This window comes from Dyella sp. (assembly GCF_035277725.1).
GTDB lineage: Bacteria > Pseudomonadota > Gammaproteobacteria > Xanthomonadales > Rhodanobacteraceae > Dyella_B.
On sequence record NZ_DATEJY010000083.1, the window covers coordinates 1 to 18,592 of the forward strand.

At 58.5% G+C, this 18,592-nt stretch carries 20 protein-coding genes; all 20 read left to right on the forward strand.

The window, feature by feature from the left end:
* Nucleotides 1-931 precede the first annotated feature (931 nt).
* Entirely contained in the window at nucleotides 932-1,435 is a 504-nt protein-coding gene (tssB, locus tag VJR68_RS07930; protein ID WP_324147125.1) for a type VI secretion system contractile sheath small subunit, read from the forward strand.
* A 6-nt stretch (nucleotides 1,436-1,441) separates the two neighbouring features.
* Nucleotides 1,442-2,935 (forward strand): type VI secretion system contractile sheath large subunit, encoded by a 1,494-nt coding sequence (tssC, locus tag VJR68_RS07935; protein WP_324147126.1) that lies wholly within the window; start codon nucleotides 1,442-1,444, stop codon nucleotides 2,933-2,935.
* Nucleotides 2,936-3,027: 92 nt separating this feature from the next.
* Complete coding sequence (locus VJR68_RS07940; protein ID WP_324147127.1) at nucleotides 3,028-3,531, forward strand: type VI secretion system tube protein Hcp; 504 nt, start codon at nucleotides 3,028-3,030, stop codon at nucleotides 3,529-3,531.
* 319 nt (nucleotides 3,532-3,850) lie between these two features.
* Nucleotides 3,851-4,639 (forward strand): type VI secretion system accessory protein TagJ, encoded by a 789-nt coding sequence (locus VJR68_RS07945; protein ID WP_324147128.1) that lies wholly within the window; start codon nucleotides 3,851-3,853, stop codon nucleotides 4,637-4,639.
* Nucleotides 4,640-4,645: 6 nt separating this feature from the next.
* Entirely contained in the window at nucleotides 4,646-5,143 is a 498-nt protein-coding gene (gene tssE / locus VJR68_RS07950) for a type VI secretion system baseplate subunit TssE (protein WP_324147129.1), read from the forward strand.
* Nucleotides 5,144-5,414: 271 nt separating this feature from the next.
* Nucleotides 5,415-7,298, forward strand: coding sequence for a type VI secretion system baseplate subunit TssF (gene tssF / locus VJR68_RS07955; RefSeq protein WP_324147130.1), 1,884 nt, complete (start codon nucleotides 5,415-5,417; stop codon nucleotides 7,296-7,298).
* The gene (tssG, locus tag VJR68_RS07960; RefSeq protein WP_324147131.1) at nucleotides 7,262-8,299 is read left to right on the forward strand and encodes a type VI secretion system baseplate subunit TssG; all 1,038 of its coding nucleotides are present in this window, start codon (nucleotides 7,262-7,264) and stop codon (nucleotides 8,297-8,299) included. The genes tssF and tssG overlap by 37 nt, the downstream gene beginning before the upstream one ends.
* A gap of 50 nt (nucleotides 8,300-8,349) precedes the next feature.
* A complete protein-coding gene (locus tag VJR68_RS07965; RefSeq protein WP_324147132.1) occupies nucleotides 8,350-8,796 on the forward strand; it encodes a hypothetical protein in 447 nt (148 codons plus the stop codon).
* 20 nt (nucleotides 8,797-8,816) lie between these two features.
* Nucleotides 8,817-9,044, forward strand: a complete 228-nt coding sequence (locus VJR68_RS07970) for a hypothetical protein (RefSeq protein WP_324147133.1) — start codon at nucleotides 8,817-8,819, stop codon at nucleotides 9,042-9,044.
* 146 nt (nucleotides 9,045-9,190) lie between these two features.
* Nucleotides 9,191-9,427: a hypothetical protein gene (locus VJR68_RS07975; RefSeq protein WP_324147134.1), complete on the forward strand. Its 237-nt coding sequence runs from the start codon at nucleotides 9,191-9,193 to the stop codon at nucleotides 9,425-9,427.
* A gap of 140 nt (nucleotides 9,428-9,567) precedes the next feature.
* Nucleotides 9,568-12,303 carry a type VI secretion system ATPase TssH gene (tssH, locus tag VJR68_RS07980; protein WP_324147136.1) on the forward strand — a complete coding sequence of 912 codons (2,736 nt, stop codon included), beginning with the start codon at nucleotides 9,568-9,570 and terminating at the stop codon, nucleotides 12,301-12,303.
* 103 nt (nucleotides 12,304-12,406) lie between these two features.
* The gene (locus VJR68_RS07985; protein ID WP_324147137.1) at nucleotides 12,407-13,246 is read left to right on the forward strand and encodes a methyltransferase; all 840 of its coding nucleotides are present in this window, start codon (nucleotides 12,407-12,409) and stop codon (nucleotides 13,244-13,246) included.
* Between the two features lie 88 nt (nucleotides 13,247-13,334).
* Complete coding sequence (locus VJR68_RS07990) at nucleotides 13,335-13,757, forward strand: hypothetical protein (protein WP_324147138.1); 423 nt, start codon at nucleotides 13,335-13,337, stop codon at nucleotides 13,755-13,757.
* A 32-nt stretch (nucleotides 13,758-13,789) separates the two neighbouring features.
* Nucleotides 13,790-14,251, forward strand: coding sequence for a hypothetical protein (locus VJR68_RS07995; protein WP_324147139.1), 462 nt, complete (start codon nucleotides 13,790-13,792; stop codon nucleotides 14,249-14,251).
* 143 nt (nucleotides 14,252-14,394) lie between these two features.
* The gene (locus tag VJR68_RS08000) at nucleotides 14,395-14,979 is read left to right on the forward strand and encodes a hypothetical protein (protein WP_324147140.1); all 585 of its coding nucleotides are present in this window, start codon (nucleotides 14,395-14,397) and stop codon (nucleotides 14,977-14,979) included.
* 250 nt (nucleotides 14,980-15,229) lie between these two features.
* Nucleotides 15,230-15,517, forward strand: coding sequence for a PAAR domain-containing protein (locus VJR68_RS08005; RefSeq protein ID WP_324147141.1), 288 nt, complete (start codon nucleotides 15,230-15,232; stop codon nucleotides 15,515-15,517).
* 57 nt (nucleotides 15,518-15,574) lie between these two features.
* Nucleotides 15,575-15,835, forward strand: a complete 261-nt coding sequence (locus VJR68_RS08010) for a hypothetical protein (protein ID WP_324147142.1) — start codon at nucleotides 15,575-15,577, stop codon at nucleotides 15,833-15,835.
* Between the two features lie 307 nt (nucleotides 15,836-16,142).
* On the forward strand, nucleotides 16,143-16,544 hold the full coding sequence (locus VJR68_RS08015; protein WP_324147144.1) for a DUF6795 domain-containing protein: 402 nt from the start codon (nucleotides 16,143-16,145) through the stop codon (nucleotides 16,542-16,544).
* Nucleotides 16,545-16,583: 39 nt separating this feature from the next.
* Nucleotides 16,584-17,744: a lipase family protein gene (locus VJR68_RS08020; protein ID WP_324147145.1), complete on the forward strand. Its 1,161-nt coding sequence runs from the start codon at nucleotides 16,584-16,586 to the stop codon at nucleotides 17,742-17,744.
* Between the two features lie 99 nt (nucleotides 17,745-17,843).
* Nucleotides 17,844-18,592, forward strand: a 749-nt coding sequence (locus tag VJR68_RS08025; RefSeq protein WP_324147147.1) for a tetratricopeptide repeat protein, incomplete at its 3' end; no start/stop codon positions are given.

Genomic DNA, 18,592 nt, shown 5'->3' on the forward strand with positions numbered 1-18,592 from the left:
GGCGTGCGCATGTCGGGGTTCGGCGTTGCCTCACCCAACCTGCATGCAGGCAACATGGCTGAAGTCATTCATGGCTTCGCTTGATGAATTGCAAATCCGCCTCGGCCGCTACGTGGGGGAATAAGAACGTAACGCCTTGAATTGACGAGGTGGCAAATTTTCAGGACGTCAGGTACTTGTAATCCCTTTCCGACTATCGGTAAATTCCGCAGCCTGCGACGGGTGGGATGTCCCGCGTTTCGAGGCCGGGGCATTTACCAGGTTGCCACCATTACAGCTTGCCGCACGGTGCAGGCTTTATCAGGGATGATCATGACCAACGAAGTAGCCAATGTCGCCACATTATTGAGGCCCATCCGCATGGCGGAGCGTCGGCGCGATAGCGGCATTACCGCAGGCAAAGCATGAAGCCGCGGCATGTGCCGGCTGCTCTTGCCATGACGCCTGATCGCTTTTTGCGTGCAGGCAACATTGCCAGCCCGCGCCATTGCGACGTATCCCCGATTCGGCCCACCCATGATGACAATGGCGTTGCAGCACTGCGCGCTGTCCGTGGAAGAATTTGCGCCCAATCAAAGGGTTCGTTACGGATAGGCGAGCATTGCCTAACATTTTTTCACCAGATTTTCACATGACAAATTGGCGTTGCGAGTCGGCTCAATTGAGCATAAATTTAGATGGGTAACAGGGACCTTTTCTTTCGCGTCGTAACGCGTACTTTTTGCGGCGGTTGCCACGCGCTCGCCTCGCTACGTAGGCCCACGGGGGAGGGCCGCCGAGCCGCTTTGTTTCACCTTTGAAGCCGGTTGCAAAGTTTGCTCCGTCAGGTGACGCACGTCTGTCATATGGCTGTCAACCGCGCTACCCGGCGGCGGTATTCGAATACAAGCAGTTCCACTTGTTGTTGATCCTTATTCCAAGGAGACGTCGTATGGCCAAGCAGAGCAGTCAGAAATTCATTGCGCGAAATCGCGCACCTCGAGTGCAAATCGAATACGACGTCGAGGTTTATGGCGCACAGAAAAAAGTGCAGGTGCCGTTCGTGATGGGTGTGATGTCGGATCTCTCCGGCGCCAATAACGCCGAACTGCCGGCGATCGAAGAGCGCAAGGCGCTGGAAATCGACGTCGACAACTTCGACACCCGCCTGCAGGCGATGAAGCCGCGCGTGAGCTTTGCCGTGCCTAACACCTTGACGGGCGAAGGCAATCTCAGCGTCGACATCACCTTCGAAAGCATGGACGACTTCTCGCCCGCCGCTGTCGCACGCAAGGTGGCGCCGATCGCCAAGCTGCTCGAGGCACGCACCCAGCTCGCCAACCTCGGCACCTATCTGGATGGCAAGGCCGGCGCCGAAAAGCTGATCGCCCAGGCCATCAACGATCCAGCCCTGCTGCAATCGCTGGCCTCCGCGCCCAAGCCGGAAGGGGAGTAATCGATCATGGCAACTGAAAAACTGGCCGAACAAGGTGGCGCCGTACAAACCGTCGATGCCGGCGATTTTGCTTCGCTGCTGACCAAGGAATTCAAGCCCAAGAGCGACCGTGCGCGCGAGGAAGTGGAATCGGCGGTGCGCACGCTGGCCGAGCAGGTGTTGAACAAGGCGGACATCGTTTCCGATGACGTCACCCAGACCATCAACGCCTACATCGCGGAACTTGATCGCAAGATCAGCGAGCAGCTCAACCTGGTCATGCATCACGCGGATTTCCAGAAACTGGAAAGCGCCTGGCGCGGCCTGCATTACCTGGTCAACAACACGGAAACGGATCAGCTATTGAAGATCCGTGTGTTCAACATCTCCAAGAAGGAACTGGGCAAGACGCTGAAGCGTTATAAAGGCACGGCGTGGGACCAGAGCCCGATCTTCAAGAAAGTCTACGAAGAAGAGTACGGCCAGCTGGGCGGCGAGCCCTATGGCTGTCTGGTCGGCGACTACTACTTCGATCACAGCCCGCAGGACGTCGAAATGCTGGGCGGCATTGCCCAGGTGGCTGCGGCCGCGCACGCGCCGTTCATCAGTGCCGCCAACTCCACCCTGATGGGCATGGACAGCTGGAACGAGCTGGCCAACCCGCGCGACCTGGCGAAGATCTTCTCCACGCCCGATTACGCCTCCTGGCGTTCGCTGCGCGAATCGGATGATGCCAAGTATCTCGGCCTGACCATGCCGCGCACGCTGGCGCGCCTGCCGTACGGTGCCAAGACCAACCCGGTGGACGAGTTCGATTTCGAAGAAGACACCACCGGCGCCGACTCGTCCAAGTACACCTGGCAGAACGCCGCCTACGCGATGGCGGTGAACATCAACCGCTCGTTCAAGGAATACGGCTGGTGCTCGCGCATTCGCGGTATTGAATCCGGCGGTGCGGTGGAGGGCTTGCCGGTGCATACCTTCCCGACCGACGACGGTGGCGTGGACATGAAGTGCCCCACCGAAATCGCCATCACCGACCGCCGCTCGGCGGAACTGGACAAAATGGGCCTGATGCCGCTGGTCCACCGCAAGAATTCCGACATGGCCGCCTTTATCAGCGCACAGTCGCTGGCCAAGCCGGAGGAATACGACAACCCCGACGCCACCGCCAACGCGGCGCTGGCTGCGCGCCTGCCGTACATGTTCGCCTGCTGCCGTTTCGCGCATTACCTGAAGTGCATCGTGCGCGACAAGATCGGTTCCTTCAGCAGCCGCGAATCGGTGGAGAAGTGGCTCAGTAACTGGATCAGCCAGTACATCGATGGCGATCCGGAAAACTCCAGCGAAGAAACCAAGGCGCGCAAGCCGCTTTCCGCTGCGGAAGTGGTGGTCGAGGAGGTCGAAGGCGCGCCCGGCTATTACAGCTCCAAGTTTTTCCTCAAGCCGCATTACCAGCTTGAGGGTTTGACGGTGTCGTTGCGCCTGGTCTCGCGTCTGCCGTCGGCGGCGAAGGCTTGAATCAGGAAGTAGTGCAGTAAAAGGAGCCGCCGGGTTGGCGGTAGCCCTCATCAATCAGACCATCATCAATCAGAGCAGCGAGGAGAGGATTTATGGCATTCGACATGCATATCAAGTTTGAAGGCGGCAGCGTTGCGGTCAAAGGCGCGTCCAATCACAAGAAGCACAAGGGCGAAGTGCCGATCCTGGCCTGGTCGTGGGGCGTCAGCAACAGCGGCGACCTGCACTCCGGCGCAGGTTCGGCCAGCGGTGGCAAGGCGCACGTGCAGGACATCTCCATCACCAAGTACGTGGACGGTTGCTCCAACGCACTGCTGCAGGCTTGCGCCACCGGCGCACGCATCGAAAAGGCCACGCTGTACGTGACCAACGCCACCGGCGAGCAGACCGACTTCCTCACCATCGAGCTGAGCGAAGGCGTGCTGGTCAACTCCATGTCCACCGGCGGTAGCGGCGGCGAAGATCGCCTCACCGAAAACGTCACGCTGCACTTCGGCAAGTTCAAGTACTCGTTCCAGCCGCAGGACGACAAGGGCGGCAAGGACGGCGGCACGAAGGACTTCACCTTCGACATGCAGCAGGTTGCCAAGGGCTGAGTTTGAGCCAGCGCTTGCACTGATCCCGGTTTACAACTGCCGGGGTTTGCAGACGAAGGCTGGCGTTGCACGAAGCAATCCGTTCGTGCGACGCCAGCCGGCCACGATGACAGCCACCTCAGGTGGCCGTCATTCCCGCGAAAGCGGGAATCCATTTTCAAGAATGCATCAGGGCAAGATGGATGCCCGCGTTCGCGGGCATGACGGCATCACGGGGATGTGTGCTTCATGGCAATCCAGCTCCACTCCTGTCAAAGGAGGAGGGCGGTGGGCGTCGCCGCGACAAATTCCCGCCTTCCGGAACGCAGGGACTTAGGACATGACCCCCGAAAACATGCTGAAAGAAGGCCGCCTCGACGAGGCGTTGCAGGGTTTGACCGCTCAGGTGCGCGGCAATCCGGCCGATGCCAAGGCACGCGTATTTTTGTTTCAGCTGCTGTCGTTGCTGGGGCAGTGGGAGCGTGCGCAAACGCAGCTGAAAGTAAGTGGCGAACTGGATCCCGGCAATACGCTGATGGTGGAAGCGTACAGCCGCGCCTTGCAGGGCGAGCTGAAACGCGCTCATGTCATGCGTGGCGAACAGCTGCCGACGGTGATCGGTGAACCTGCGCAATGGCTGGCTTTGTTGCTGCAATCACTGAAGCTGATTGGCGAAGAACGCTATGCGCAAGCGCTGCCGCTGCGCGAGCAGGCTTTCGACGCCGCTGAAGCGGTGAGCGGAACGATTGACGGCCAGCGCTTCGAGTGGCTCGCCGATGCCGATCCGCGCTTCGGGCCATGCTTGGAAGTGACCGTCAACGGTGGCTATGCGTGGGTACCGTTCGCACGCATTCGCGAATTGAAGTTCGAAGCACCGACCGATCTGCGCGACAAAGTGTGGGCGCCGGTACAGATCACCTGGACCAACGGCGGCGAAGCGATCGGTTTCGTGCCGTGCCGTTACCCGAATTCAGAACGCGCCGCCGACAGCGATGTGGTGCTGGCGCGCAAGACCGAGTGGATCGATCTTGGCGACGAGTGCTTCGTCGGCACCGGTCAGCGCATGCTGGCGACGGATGCCGGCGAGTACCCGCTGTTGGATGTCCGCACCATCACGTTTGATGTGTAACAGCTCATGGCCGAGCTCACCACCCAGGAACGCCTGCAGCCGTCGCTGCTGGATCGGCTGGCCGATGACGAACCGGCTAAGCCTGAGGAAAGCCGCGAAAAACGCGTGATTTCCGCCTCGCGCCTGCGCGATTGCGTGGCGCGCGATATTTCCTGGCTGCTCAATTGCGTGAATCTCGGCATCGACGACGAGCTGGCCGAGTATCCGGAAGTGGCGCGCTCGGTGGTCAATTTCGGCATTCCCGATCTCACCGGCGTGGCCGTGTCGGGTGTCGACGCCAAGGTGCTGCAGCGGCAGATCCGCGAAGCCATCCTTACGTTCGAGCCGCGGCTTACGTCCAACACCTTGCGCGTGATCGTCAACGCCGATCTCAAGCGCATGGATCGCCAATCGCTCACCTTCAACATCGAATCGGAAATGTGGGCACAGCCGATTCCGTTGAATCTGTATCTCAAGACCGAAGTGGACCTGGAAACAGGCAAGTTCAACGTGTCCGATAGCTGAGGCTTATAGGACCTTTATGTCCCAACGCTCCGCGAATCCTTTCTTTGTCATTCCAGCGAAAGCTGGAATCCAGTGCCTTTCTGCCCAAAAGTCAACGGATTCAACACTAGTCGTAATGCTTGATACATCGTCGTCCCGGCGAAGGCCGGGACCCAGCGACTTTGCACTCCTCAACGACACTGGACCCCGGCCTTCGCCGGGGCGACGGTTCGGTAGCGTCGAATCGACGGGCAAAAATCCTGCCTTGCGCAAACGTAGGGAACACTGACCTATGGACCCGCGACTGCTGCGCTACTACAACCGCGAGCTGCAACACGTCCGGGAAATGGGCGCGGAATTCGCACGCGAATATCCCAAGATTGCCGGCCGCCTCGGCATGGAAGGCTTCGAGTGCGCCGATCCGTACGTGGAACGCTTGCTGGAAGGTTTTGCCTTCCTGGCCGCACGCATCCAGCTCAAGCTCGACGCGCAGTATCCGGTGTTCACGCAACACCTGATGGAGATGATCTACCCGCACTACCTGTCGCCGATCCCGTCGATGGCCGTGGTGCAGTTGAATCCTGATACCAAAGAAAGCGCGCTGGCTACCGGCTATACCGTCGCGCGCAATACCGCCTTGCGCAGCCTGATCGCCAACGACGACCGCACCGCGTGCGAATACCGCACCGCGCACGACGTCACCCTGTGGCCGCTGGAACTGGTCGAAGCCAAATATTTCGAGACACCGGCCGCCATCGCCGCCGCCAGCGTGCCGATTCCCGCCGGCAAGACGGTGCGTGCAGGCCTGCGCCTGAAATTCGTGATCACCGCCGGCGCGCAAGCCAACATGCTGGCGATGGACGAGCTGCCGATCTTCATTGCCGGCGCCGACGAACTGCCCAAGCGCCTGTACGAGCAACTGCTCGGCAATGCGCAAGGTTTCGTGGTGCGCATGCCCAGCCCCAGCGGCACGCTGGTCGAACACTTCGATGCCTCGGCGATTCGCGACAAGGGCTTTGCCGACGACGAAGCGTTGCTGCCGTTTTCGGACCGCTCCTTCAGCGGCTATCGCCTGCTGCAGGAATATTTCGCCTGCCCGGAGCGCTTCCTGTTCGCCGTATTCACCGGCTTGAAACAGGTGCTCGCGCGTTCGCAGGCCACCGAATTCGACATCACCGTTTTCTTCGACCGCAGCGTCAGCCGGCTGCACAACGCCGTCGATACCAGCAATTTCCGGCTGTTCTGCACGCCGGCCATCAATCTGTTTCCGCGCCGCGCCGATCGCATCCATCTGCAACAAGGCAAAACCGAATACCACGTGCTGGCCGATCGCACGCGGCCGATGGATTTCGAAGTGCACAGCATGAGCCAGGTGGAAGGCTTCGGCGATCGCGCGGAACCGGAGCAGCGCTTTCAACCGTTCTACGGTTGCGACGAGCGCGTGTGGCATAGCGGCAGCGCCGCCTTCTACACGCTGCGTCGCGAACCGCGCTTGCTGTCCGCGCGGCAGAAATTACATGGTGCACGTTCTAGCTACGTGGGAAGCGAAGTATTCATTTCGCTGGTGGATGCCAACGACGCGCCGTATTCCACCAAGTTGCGCCAGATCGGCATGATGCTGATGTGCACCAACCGTGATCTGCCGTTGCAGATGCCGGTGGGCAAGTCGCGTACCGATTTCACCTTGGAAACCGGTGCGCCGATTACGTCCATTCGCTGCGTCGCCGGTCCCACCAAACCGCGCGCACCGACAGCCAATGGCGAAACCGCGTGGCGCCTGCTCAGCCATCTGCAGCTCAACTACGTGTCGCTGTTGGGCGACAGCGGTGAAGAAGGTGCTGCGGCGCTGCGCGAAATGCTGACCTTGTATTGCGATGAATTCGACGCCAGTGCACGCCGCCAGATCGAAGGCGTGAAGGCCGTCGGTTGCCAACCGGTGGTCAGGCGTATTCCGGTACCGGGACCGATCGCTTTCGGGCGTGGCCTGGAAATTACTTTGACTTGCGATGACGGTGCTTTCGAAGGCACGGGGGCCTTCCTGCTCGGCTCGGTAATGCGGCATTTCTTTGCGCGCTACGTCTCGGTGAACTCCTTCACCGAAACCGTACTGCGCACCCTGGAACGCAACGAGGTGGCTCGATGGCCGGCCCGACTCGGCAAACGCCAGATTCTGTAGCGCTGGGACGTGTAGCGCTGGAGCAGGCGCTGCGCGACCGGCCGGAAGTCTTCGAATTTTTCGAAGCGCTTCGTTGGCTCGAATGCGCGCATCCGGACCGCCCGCGCTTCGGCCGTTCCACCAAGCCGGCGGAAGATCCCGTGCGCCTGTGCCAGACGCCATCGCTGGCGTTCGCACCGCGCACCGTGGATCGCTTCGAGCCGCAAGCCGATGGCAAGCCGCCGCGCATGTACAGCTTGTTCTTCGGCTTGTTCGGGCCGAATGCGCCGTTGCCGTTGCATCTGACCGAATACGCACTGGACCGCAAACTCAACGCACGCGATGGCACTTTCATCGCGTTCGCGGACATCTTTCATCACCGCATGCTGAGCCTGTTCTATCGCGTGTGGGCCGATGCGCAGCCGACCATCCAGCTCGATCGTCCCGGCGAAGATCGCTTCAGTCTTTACATGGGCGCGCTGGTGGGCTTGTCCACCGCCAACCTGCAAAGTCGCGACGCGTTGCCGGACCGCTACAAGCATTTCTTTGCCGGACGCCTGCTGGCGCAGGCGCGCAATGCGGAAGGACTGAAACATCTGCTGGAGCACTTCTTCGGTGTTCCGGTGAGCGTGATCGAGTTCACCACCGAGTGGATGCGTTTGCCGGAATCCGCACATTTGCGCCTGGGCCAATCGCGCGATGTAGCGGGCCTGGGTTCCACCGCGGTCGTCGGCGAATACGTGTGGGGCGCACAGCAACGCTTCCGCCTGCGGCTTGGACCCTTGACGCGTTCGCAATTCAACAACTTCCTGCCGGGCGGCGAAGCGCTGCGCCAGTTGGTGGCGGCGGTAAAAACCTATGTCGGCGAGGAAAAAGCCTGGGACGTGCAACTCGTGCTCAAGCACGAGGAGATACCGACCACGCGCATGGGACAGAGCGGGCGGATGGGGTTGACCACCTGGCTGGGGCAACAGCAACGCAAGGCGGATAACGATGATGTGGTCTTGCGGCCGGTGGGGTAGGCGGTACCGCGATAAGGCACTCATAGTTCATTTGTCGAAAGGAAATTGGCATGTCAGAAGCAACCAAACTGGATTTGTACCGTTCCTGTCGAATCGAGCAGTTTCCGCATGGACTCATGCGCGATGAGCAGCCTGTACCTGGCGTGCTCTATCCCGATTTCTATCCAAAAACACTGGATAGCGGAGATGTCCGCAGAGCCGACGTCGAGATGGAGACGAAGGGCGGTGTTGAATGGGTGATGCCTGGAGGCGGCACCTCGTTGTTTGACCGAGCCAATGTCTTTACCAAGCCGGGCTGGTTGTCTTTCGAAATACCCGATGGTACTCCGGTGCCTGATTCGCTTGTTGTCAAAGACACCGGTTACAACAAGCGATTCAAGGCTACGCACTACCAGATAGAGGCCAAGGAAATGATGACCAAGGAAGCCATGAAGGGGGCTTTGGATAATTTTGCGCGGAACGCCATTGCACGCTCAGTTGAGCTTTCCCGTGCATAACGAATAAGTGGAGAAACAACATGCCTCAGATAAGCGGCTCGACATTGATGATGGCAATCCAAGCCGTCGACGCAAAAATTCACCAACTAGCGGAGCAGTTGGAGACCGATGACAGTCCCCAAGCTGGTGAGTTGGAGGTTTTGTTATTGAGCTTTGAAATGGCTGCGCAGGAACTACGGACCGGCTACGAAGAAGCGCAACGGACTGTGAGCAATCTTCCGCCGTATCAGAAACTCGTACGTTCATAGCCAAGTAGGCTGGGATGAAATCCCAGCAGCTTTTAAGGAGATGTTTGTGAGTTACGACTACGAGAAAACGAGTGTCGATCTGTACAGGGCTGTCTTCAAGGGCAACTATTCGGTCGATGTTACCTGCTACCTGAGGCCGGATAGACATGCAACTCAAGCCACAAACGTTGATGGTTGCAATCCAATGCGTAGCTGCGGAGATCGCGGTAATGGACAGGCAGCTCAATGAGGGAACTCCAGAACATGCGGCCGAGTTGGAGCAGCTGCTGGTCAGTTTTGATTTGGCCGCGGACGATTTGAAGGTCGCCTATCAAGCTGTTCAAGAGCAATTTGGTGGGTTGCCGCCTTATGAAGAGCTGGTAAAGCCGCCTAACGCGCGATAGTGGGTAGGCTGGGATGAAATTCCAGCAGCTTTAAACAGGCATCCCGTGCTGGGATTTCATCCCAGCCTACAAACGAAGCAGTGATGGTGAGCAGGTTGGACCTCGCTCGAAGCGAGCATCAAAATTCAGGGGTAGTCGTCATGGCAGAAATCAGTCGCAGTGCATTGTTCGGCAAGCTCAACAAATTGGCCTACCGCGGTATCGAAAGCGCCACGGTGTTCTGCAAGCTTCGGGGCAACCCGTACGTCGAGCTGGTGCACTGGATCCACCAGATCCTGCAACTGCAGGATTCCGACCTGCACCGCATCGTCAAGCAGTTCAACCTCAATCCGTCCAACTTGGCGCGCGATGTGACCGATGCCTTGGATCGCCTGCCGCGCGGTTCCAGCAGCATTTCCGACTTGTCGAGCGACGTGGAAGAAGCCGTTGAACGCGCCTGGGTCTTCGCCACCTTGATGTTCGGCGAAGCGCAGGTGCGTACCGGTTATCTGATCTTCGGCGCCATGCGCACACGCAACCTGCGCAACACGCTGCTCAACATTTCCAAGGAATTCGAGAAGGTCAAGCCGGAAACCCTGGCGGAAAAATTCGCCGAAGTGGTGAGTGGTTCGCCGGAAGACGGCCAAAATGCCAACGACGGTTTTCGTCTCGGCAGCGCGGCTGTACCAGGCGAAGCCAGCGGCGCCATGCCGCCGGCACAGATGGGCAAGCAGGAAGCGCTGCGCCAGTTCACCGTCGACCTGACCGAGCAGGCGCGCAATGGCAAGATCGATCCCATCGTCGGGCGCGACGAAGAAATCCGCCAGGTGGTCGACATTCTGATGCGCCGCCGCCAGAACAACCCGATGCTGGTGGGCGAAGCCGGTGTAGGCAAGACGGCCGTAGTGGAAGGTTTCGCCCTGCGCATCGCCGCCGGCGACGTGCCGCCGTCATTGAAAGACGTGGAACTGCGCACGCTCGACGTCGGCCTGCTGCAAGCCGGCGCCAGCATGAAAGGCGAATTCGAAAATCGGCTGCGCCAGGTGATCGAGGAAGTGCAGTCCTCGCCCAAGCCGATCATTCTGTTTATCGACGAAGCGCACACGCTGGTTGGCGCAGGCGGCGCGGCCGGCACCGGCGATGCGGCCAACCTGCTCAAGCCCGCACTCGCGCGCGGCAACCTGCGCACGGTCGGCGCCACCACCTGGGCCGAATACAAAAAGCATATCGAGAAAGATCCGGCACTCACTCGCCGCTTCCAGACCGTGCAAGTGGACGAGCCCAGCGAAGAGAAGGGCATCCTGATGATGCGCGGCGTCGCGAGCGTGATGGAAAAGCATCATCGCGTACAGATTCTCGATGAAGCGCTCGAAGCCGCGGTGAAGCTCTCGCATCGCTACATTCCCGCGCGCCAACTGCCGGATAAAGCAGTGAGTTTGCTCGACACCGCCTGCGCACGCGTCGCCATCAGCCAGCACGCCGTGCCGCCGGAAGTGGACGACACGCGCAAGCGCATCCAGGCGTTGGAAACGGAACTCGCCATCATCGCCCGCGAAAAGACTGTTGGTGTGAACGTGGCGGAGCGCGAAGCTGCCGCCACTGAAAAACTCACCGAGCAAAAGACGCGGCTGGAAGAACTCGAAGCCAACTGGCAAGCCGAGAAAACGCTGGTCGAAGAAATCCTCACCATCCGCGCCAAGCTTCGCGGCGATCACTCGCCCGTGGAAGGCACCGGCAGCAAGCTGGAAAAAGCCGCCTCGGCAGAAGCGGAAGTCATCGAGGCACCAGTCGAACTTTCTGATGAGCAACGCACGGGCATGCTGCAAGAGCTGCACGCCCTGCAGGCACAACTCGCCGAACTGCAAGGCGAGCATCCGCTGATCCTTCCCACCGTCGATTACACCGCCGTGGGATCGGTGGTAGCGGACTGGACCGGCATCCCCGTCGGCCGCATGGTCAAGAGCGAGCTGGAAACGGTGATGAATCTGGCCAAGCTCATGAGCCAACGCGTGATCGGTCAGAACCACGCCATGGAAATGATCGCCAAGCGCATCCAGACCTCCCGCGCCGGCCTCGACAACCCCAACAAGCCGATCGGCGTGTTCATGCTCGCCGGCACCTCCGGCGTCGGCAAAACCGAAACCGCACTGGCACTCGCCGAAGCGCTGTACGGCGGCGAACAAAACCTCATCACCATCAACATGAGCGAATTCCAGGAAGCGCACACCGTTTCCACGCTCAAAGGCGCACCTCCGGGTTATGTGGGTTACGGCGAAGGCGGCGTACTCACCGAAGCCGTGCGCCGCAAACCGTACAGCGTGGTGCTGCTGGACGAAGTCGAAAAAGCGCACCCCGACGTGCACGAAATCTTCTTCCAGGTGTTCGACAAGGGCGTGATGGAAGACGGCGAAGGCCGTCAGATCGACTTCAAGAACACCCTGATCTTGCTGACCACCAACGCCGGCACCGACCTGATCGCCAGCCTGTGCAAAGACCCGGACCTGATGCCCGATCCCGACGGCATGGCAAAGGCCCTGCGCGAACCACTGCTGAAAATCTTCCCGCCTGCATTGCTGGGACGCCTGGTAACGATTCCGTATTACCCGCTGAGCGAGCAGATGCTGGGCGAGATCGTGAAGCTGCAGCTGGGCCGCATCAAGAAGCGCATCGAGGCTCGCTACAAGATTCCGTTCGAATACAACGATGACGTGGTGAAGCTGGTGGTGAGTCGTTGCACGGAGAGCGAGTCGGGTGGGCGCATGATTGATGCGATTCTCACCAATACGATGTTGCCTGATGTGAGTCGTGAGTTTTTGATGCGGATGATTGAAGGCAAGGCTGTGGCAGGCGTGAATGTCGGAGTTAAGGGGCAGGATTTCGACTACGGCTTTGCTTAGGCAGATTTCGAGACGGAGGGCGGAGCGATTAGGTGGGTCACAGTCATTATGAAAGTGACTATGACTCTCAACGCCACGAGGGACGCATGCCGAGGTATTCGCCATGTTGAGCATTCTGCAGTTACAGCAGCTGGCTACTTGTAATCGATACAATCCGGCAGCGTATCTCGAGCTCTGCCGAGCACTGGTGGCCAATGGGCAGCTGGAGGCGGCGAGAACCTATTTCAATCGATGGCAGTACATCGACCCGGATAACCCTGTCATCGGATATCAGCGAAGCTTGCTGCTGGATGCGGATCATTTGTCCCAGCTTCCTTTGGCCTATGTTGCCAACGAATTTGACAAATTTGCTGATTCCTTTGATCGGACACTAGGGGGGTTGAACTACAGCGTGCCTTCGCGCTTTGCGGAGCTTCTGTACCAATGGGTGGGTGAAAATAAGCTCGATTGCGCACTGGATTTAGGGTGTGGCACAGGGTTATGCGGCATGCGCGCTAGACGATATGCGCGTAGCTTGTGGGGCGTAGATGTTTCTGCCGGAATGCTGGCCAAGTCGAGACTACGGGGCGTTTACGATCGCTTGGTTGAGCGCGAATTTCATGTCTTCTTGGAAGAATGCGAAAGTCGCTTCGATTTGATCTTGGCTGGTGACTCCCTGATCTATATAGGTGATCTTCGCGCTGTGTTGGGTAGCGCTGCCCGCGCATTGATGCCAAATGGTCTCATGCTTATGTCTTTCGAAGAGGCCGAAGATGAAAGGCCTTTTCGGCTTCCCGCAACCCTGCGGTTCAAGCATGCGCGTTCGTACGTTGAGAATACTATCCATGAGTGCGGAATGCGGCTGGAGCATATGGAGCAATACGTTATACGGACGGAAGGGGGAATGCCGGTGCCGGGTTTGATTATTCTGGCCCGTGGTGCGCGCGTGGCAGTGGACGGATGACTGCTAATGGCTCGCAATTCAGCACATCACGGTGCGATGGTCCCGTGTCGTATTAAAAATTCCACATTTGCTCAGAGGGCTTAAGGTCATGCCGAAAAAGAAATCTTCGGGATCAACAAAATTTAGCGTGGAATGCCAAGGCAGGACTGGCGCAGGAAAGAAAGTGCGCGTCACGGCTGCCAAGGGATTGACCATATATAAAGGCATCAAAGCTGATGGCGCCCTAACAAACCACGATCACGCGGAAATGCAGGTTCTGGAATCCATGAGTCCGGCGGAGAGGAACGGGTGCACCCTTACCCAAAACGCATATCCTTGCAGTCAATGCAAACTCATCCTTAAACATCTCTCTACCACCGCGGGAGGAGGAGCCACGATTACGGTGATCGTCGATGGCACTAAATACTGGGAAGATCATACTGCAGAGCTTAGTGCGGCTACGATTGCAAAAGAAACAGCGCCAGTGACCATCACTTATGCCGCTGGGCATGCAACTTATGTTGCTGGTTAATCGATTGGGGTGCTTCTTTAAGGATGCGAGACGTGTCTATTTCATTTGCATTTTTGTTGAAACATATCAGGCCCTTCGGCACATCGGGTTACGATACTTTTTGCAGCGTGGATCTTGCAAATTTTCTTATAGGCAACCTGGGTTTGACGCTTGGTGATATCCGGGTTCTTTATACGGCATGGCGTGGTGTGGCGCTTTCCGATGCGCAATCCGCGGCAATCATAGATTGTGCGAAAGACGTCGCTAATGCTAGATGGGGTCAACTACAGCAAACTACCGGAAGTACCGTGATGTTTCTCAGCGGCATTCAATTGCAGGATTTGAGTAACGCCAGCTTGGGTCAGTCGTTCACTTGGCGGCCGGCGTCAAAGATTGCTGTTGCCGTCAGGATTGATGGCGGTCACGGTGGCCACCATGCGCGATGGGACGTTGAAGGCTTTTCGGGAAATACCGATAGTCAAGGTGCTATTTGCCATTTTTCGGATTTGGTTTGAGCGGAGCTTGGTTCGAACATCGCTGTTGATGTGGTCTCGTTGTTTATATCTACAAGGATGCTGGATTTTTTTTGCCTGTTTTGTGGCGCGGAATGAGATCTGATTCTTTAGTTGTTGCGAAGTAACCCTAAGGAGTAAATGCCATGGCAATAGTTGGGCTTAGACAAGTGAATTTGTTTGCCCCTCCGGCAGACATGGAGGACCAGATAGGGCAGGCGCTCTGTCATCGTTCGATGGCCCACTTTACGCAATTTCTTGGGCAGCAGGCGCTTGGTTTTTCTTATAACTCGTGTAACGCGGCGGTTGCCATAGCGCAGAACGCTGCTTATGACGCGGTAGCAGTGGCTGGCGGTTTCTCGGTAGTCTATGGCTCATCGCGCCTCTACACAGGATTGGATCCAGACTTCAATGGCGTGCATGTTGCTGCGCCGGGACGACCGTTTTCCAGCTCGTTGCTGGGCGAGCACGCAGAGCAGACCGCCATTACCGTTGCCAGAGCGCAAGGGTTGGCGTTTTTGGGGCATGGAGGGCACTACCACATTTACGTGGATCTGATTCCGTGTGGAAACTGCAATGCCTGGCTTGTCGCCGATCCTGACAACTGGTTTGTTCACTATTTTGCGCAACTCAACAATCAGGCGCCTGTCGTCAATTACAAAAAGAGGCAGCGGTCTCATACATTCGGTAGGCAAATGGAGCCAAGGTTGAAGTTGCAAAAAACGAAATGAGTTCCTTTGTCACGATGTCCTGTTCGTCCCGACTTGCTCCGGCAGCAATAACCGCCTGTACGCCGTTGATGTGAAGACATGCAAAGTGATCTGGCGTAGCGGCCGCTTTGCAGGAAAGACGATCTTGAAGAAGGGCAAGTTGTTTGCCGGCAAGAGCGAAGTTGCCCTTGACCACCATTGCCGGCCATCCGGCCCTGGCGGAAAGTAAGTTGTCCGAAGACACTATCGTTACCAGCGTTTGGAGTGCCCCATGCAACCCGCAGCCCGCCTTACCGATATGCACACTTGCCCCATGACGACTGGACCGGTGCCCCACGTTGGCGGCCCGATCGCCGGCCCGGGTGCGCCAACCGTATTGATCGGCGGCATGCCGGCGGCATGCGTGGGCGACATGGCGGTTTGCGTGGGGCCGCCGGATGCGATCGCGATGGGCTCGCCGAAGGTGTTGGCGGGCGGCCGGCCGGTTGCGCGCATGGGGGACAGCACAGCTCATGGCGGGGTGATCGTGCTGGGGTGCTTCAAGGTGATGATCGGCTGAGACGTGGTGTGCCATGTGGAGGCTGCGGCAGGACAACCCGTGGGGCGGAGGATGCAGGTGAAGCCGTGGCTGATTTATTTGTTTATCGCCTTTGTCGGTCTGCTGCCCGTACTGCTTGCCATGCTGGCCAGTGCCATTGCGGACTGGGCCAAATGCGAATTGAACGAAGCAAACGTTGGTCCGTGCGTCATTGCGGGCAGGGATGTGGGGAACGTGCTTTACGGGATGTTCGTGTGCGGCTGGTTCTCATTGATAACCATGCCTGCCGCGTTGCTTGCCGCAGTGGCATATTCAATCCACCTGTGGATGAAGCGTTAGGGATGCCCGGACTAATCCAGTGCAGCCACGTAGGCTGGGATGAAATCCCAGCATTGAGGATTGAAAGAAGCAGAGATTTCGGCCCAACCTATGCGCCGTCTGTCACGGTGGGGCTGTAATGTTCAAGTTGCCAGGTTGCCAAGGATGCGGGATGGGTGTGCTCGATCATTCGGCTCTGCGTTCCAAGGCGTTGGCCAGTTAAAGGGCAGGTGCAATGCGCAAACAGTGGGTTATATCGCGTTCGGTCTGCAAGGTTTTGCTTATCGTTCTGGTGTTCGTGTTGTCTGGCTTATCTGAGGGATGTGCGATGGGTGCGTTCGATCGTCTGGTCTTGATTTCCGAAGTGCACGGCACCGTCCTGAAGGACGGCAAGCCGGTGGAAGGCGCCGAGCTGGTTGAAAAGGTGGTGTGGTCGGACAACGAGAACGAAATTCCGCCGCAGCAGACCGTCACCGATGCCAAGGGTGCATTTGGGTTTCCGGCCATCGAGCGCAAGGCAGGCTTGCTGCGATTGGTTCCCGCACAACCGACGATCCAGCAGACCATCACGATCAAGTATCAAGGCGTTGAGTACACCGCTTGGCTGCATGGCAAGACGTCTTACAACGCTAATACGGAACTCGATGGGAAACCGATCAATCTGGTTTGCGAGCTGACTCGCCAGCCGGACTACGAGGGCAAGCATTACGGCATTTGCAAGGCCGTGTAAGACACGGCTCCTTCATTCTTTCAGGGGATTACGATGGCCATGGAACTTTCTCCGATACAGGCGGCCGAGATTGCCGACAGCACTTATCAGGTGCGCCTGAGTTCGAACATGCGGTTTGCCGAGGCATCGGCTCCGAGTGCGCGCGAGTCTTTCGACATCGGCGGCGGCACCCATGTGGTTGGCAGCACCGGCATGGGTGTGATCGAACAGCAGACGGGCTTTGGCTACGTCGCATGGGGAAAGGCGGCTCGCCAGGGCGAATGTCTCGTTACTGTGCGCGGTACGTATCCCAAGAGCGGCTACGACTGGCTGAGCAACGTGCGCATGGGCGGCATTACCGGCCCCAGCGGCTATATCGTGCACACCGGCTTCTGGCGCGCGGCGCAATCGGTACTGCCGCAGATCATGCAACAGTTGCGCGGGCGCAATCCTTCGGCATTGCACGTGGTCGGCCATAGCCTGGGTGGCGCGATGGCCACCTTGATTGCAGACAGCTTGAGTGGCATCGGTTGTGGTGTGCGGCTGTATACGTTCGGCGCGCCACGCAGCGGTTTGGAAGGCCATGCCGAATATCTCTCCGGCCGATTGGGTGAGCAGAACATTTACCGCTGCTATCACGATACCGACCCGGTGCCCATGGTGCCGATCTTTCCGTATTTCCATGTGCCGTATGGCAGCAATGCCTATCGCCTGAAGGGGCCGGGCAAGTTGATCAGCATCGAGGCGCACTCCATGCCCGATGCGTATGAAAAATCCGTAGCGGGCTGCAGCTGGTCCTCGTTGCCGGTGATTCTGCCCAAGCACAGCAGCTTCGAGAAAGCGAGTGAATGGCTTGCGGATGCGGCGAAGGATAGCGGGCCCTTCATCATGCGCTCGGCCACGGCGCTGCAATTGATCCTGTCCGCGCTGGACTGGATCGTCAAGCAGGTGAGCAACACGCCGCGCAACGTGCTGGGAGTGGGTTTGTTCGCGGGCACGACCGTACTCGATACTCTTGCGCGCCTGCTTTACAGCGGTGTGCTGCAATCGATTCGTCTCGGAGAGGCTATCCGCAATTTGATGTCGGCAGTCATGCGGTTTATGGGACGCGTCGTTGCCTCAACGGTCGAGATGACGGTGGGATTCATCGAGTACGTACTTGGCTTGCTGTTCCGCTTTCTGTCGGCGATAGCAAGGCGTGCGCTGGACAGGTTCTCCTAAAAGCGGGTGATGGGCGTGAAGCGAGATCCTGCGCGTATGTCTGCTCGTCGGCCTGCGGTTGTTGCAACGAGGGACTATCGCGCTGCGCTGAACCAAGCCATGCAATCCCACCAGGCTGGCGACCTGGACACTGCCGAGCGCCTGTACCGCGAGGTGCTGGAACGACGCGCCGGCCAGCCCGATGCGATGCATTACCTCGGCGTGCTCTGTCATCAGCAAGGGCGTAGCGACGAAGGCGTGCGCTTGATCGAAGCGGCGCTGAAGATCACGCCCAAGCATCCGGACGCGCACAACAATCTTGGCAATATCCATAAGGAATGCGGACGGCTGCGCGATGCGGAACGAAGCTATCGCAAGGCGCTGGAATGTGGCCCGCAGCATTACAACGCGCAGAACAATCTGGCCGTAGTGCTGGAAGCGCAGGAGCGGCTGGAAGAGGCCTTCGAGGCATACGCCAAGCTGCTGCAGCAGGCGCCAAAATTTGCGCAAGGGTATTACTTGATGGGCATGTTCCTGCGTAATCATGCGCAGAGCAGGGAGCATGTCGAGCAGTCGGTGGAATGTTTTCGGACTGCATACGAGTTGAACCAGCGCAATGTGCGCGCGCTGGAATCGCTGGGCATGTCCTTGTACGCCCTGCATCGGCTGGAAGAGGCGGCGCAGGTTTATCGCGATTGGCTGGCGCGCGAACCGGAGCATCCCGTGGCGCGCCATATGTTGGCCGCGTGTGGTGCCGCGGAAGCACCGTCACGCGCAGCGGATGACTATGTACGCGAAGTGTTCGATGCGTTCGCCGAGAGTTTCGACGAACAGCTGTTGAAGAATTTGAACTATCGCGCGCCGCAAGT

What these genes read in the sequence shown, in the direction of transcription:
- tssB (WP_324147125.1), top strand. Translation starts at nt 932, where the DNA reads ATGGCCAAGCAGAGCAGTCAGAAATTCATTGCGCGAAATCGCGCACCT.
- VJR68_RS07990 (WP_324147138.1), top strand. Translation starts at nt 13,335, where the DNA reads ATGCCGAAAAAGAAATCTTCGGGATCAACAAAATTTAGCGTGGAATGC.
- VJR68_RS08020 (WP_324147145.1), top strand. Translation starts at nt 16,584, where the DNA reads ATGGAACTTTCTCCGATACAGGCGGCCGAGATTGCCGACAGCACTTAT.
- VJR68_RS08000 (WP_324147140.1), top strand. Translation starts at nt 14,395, where the DNA reads ATGGCAATAGTTGGGCTTAGACAAGTGAATTTGTTTGCCCCTCCGGCA.
- VJR68_RS08005 (WP_324147141.1), top strand. Translation starts at nt 15,230, where the DNA reads ATGCAACCCGCAGCCCGCCTTACCGATATGCACACTTGCCCCATGACG.
- VJR68_RS07985 (WP_324147137.1), top strand. Translation starts at nt 12,407, where the DNA reads ATGTTGAGCATTCTGCAGTTACAGCAGCTGGCTACTTGTAATCGATAC.
- tssE (WP_324147129.1), top strand. Translation starts at nt 4,646, where the DNA reads ATGGCCGAGCTCACCACCCAGGAACGCCTGCAGCCGTCGCTGCTGGAT.
- VJR68_RS08015 (WP_324147144.1), top strand. Translation starts at nt 16,143, where the DNA reads ATGGGTGCGTTCGATCGTCTGGTCTTGATTTCCGAAGTGCACGGCACC.
- tssH (WP_324147136.1), top strand. Translation starts at nt 9,568, where the DNA reads ATGGCAGAAATCAGTCGCAGTGCATTGTTCGGCAAGCTCAACAAATTG.
- VJR68_RS07975 (WP_324147134.1), top strand. Translation starts at nt 9,191, where the DNA reads ATGCAACTCAAGCCACAAACGTTGATGGTTGCAATCCAATGCGTAGCT.
- VJR68_RS07940 (WP_324147127.1), top strand. Translation starts at nt 3,028, where the DNA reads ATGGCATTCGACATGCATATCAAGTTTGAAGGCGGCAGCGTTGCGGTC.
- VJR68_RS07970 (WP_324147133.1), top strand. Translation starts at nt 8,817, where the DNA reads ATGCCTCAGATAAGCGGCTCGACATTGATGATGGCAATCCAAGCCGTC.
- VJR68_RS07945 (WP_324147128.1), top strand. Translation starts at nt 3,851, where the DNA reads ATGACCCCCGAAAACATGCTGAAAGAAGGCCGCCTCGACGAGGCGTTG.
- VJR68_RS07965 (WP_324147132.1), top strand. Translation starts at nt 8,350, where the DNA reads ATGTCAGAAGCAACCAAACTGGATTTGTACCGTTCCTGTCGAATCGAG.
- tssF (WP_324147130.1), top strand. Translation starts at nt 5,415, where the DNA reads ATGGACCCGCGACTGCTGCGCTACTACAACCGCGAGCTGCAACACGTC.
- tssC (WP_324147126.1), top strand. Translation starts at nt 1,442, where the DNA reads ATGGCAACTGAAAAACTGGCCGAACAAGGTGGCGCCGTACAAACCGTC.
- tssG (WP_324147131.1), top strand. Translation starts at nt 7,262, where the DNA reads ATGGCCGGCCCGACTCGGCAAACGCCAGATTCTGTAGCGCTGGGACGT.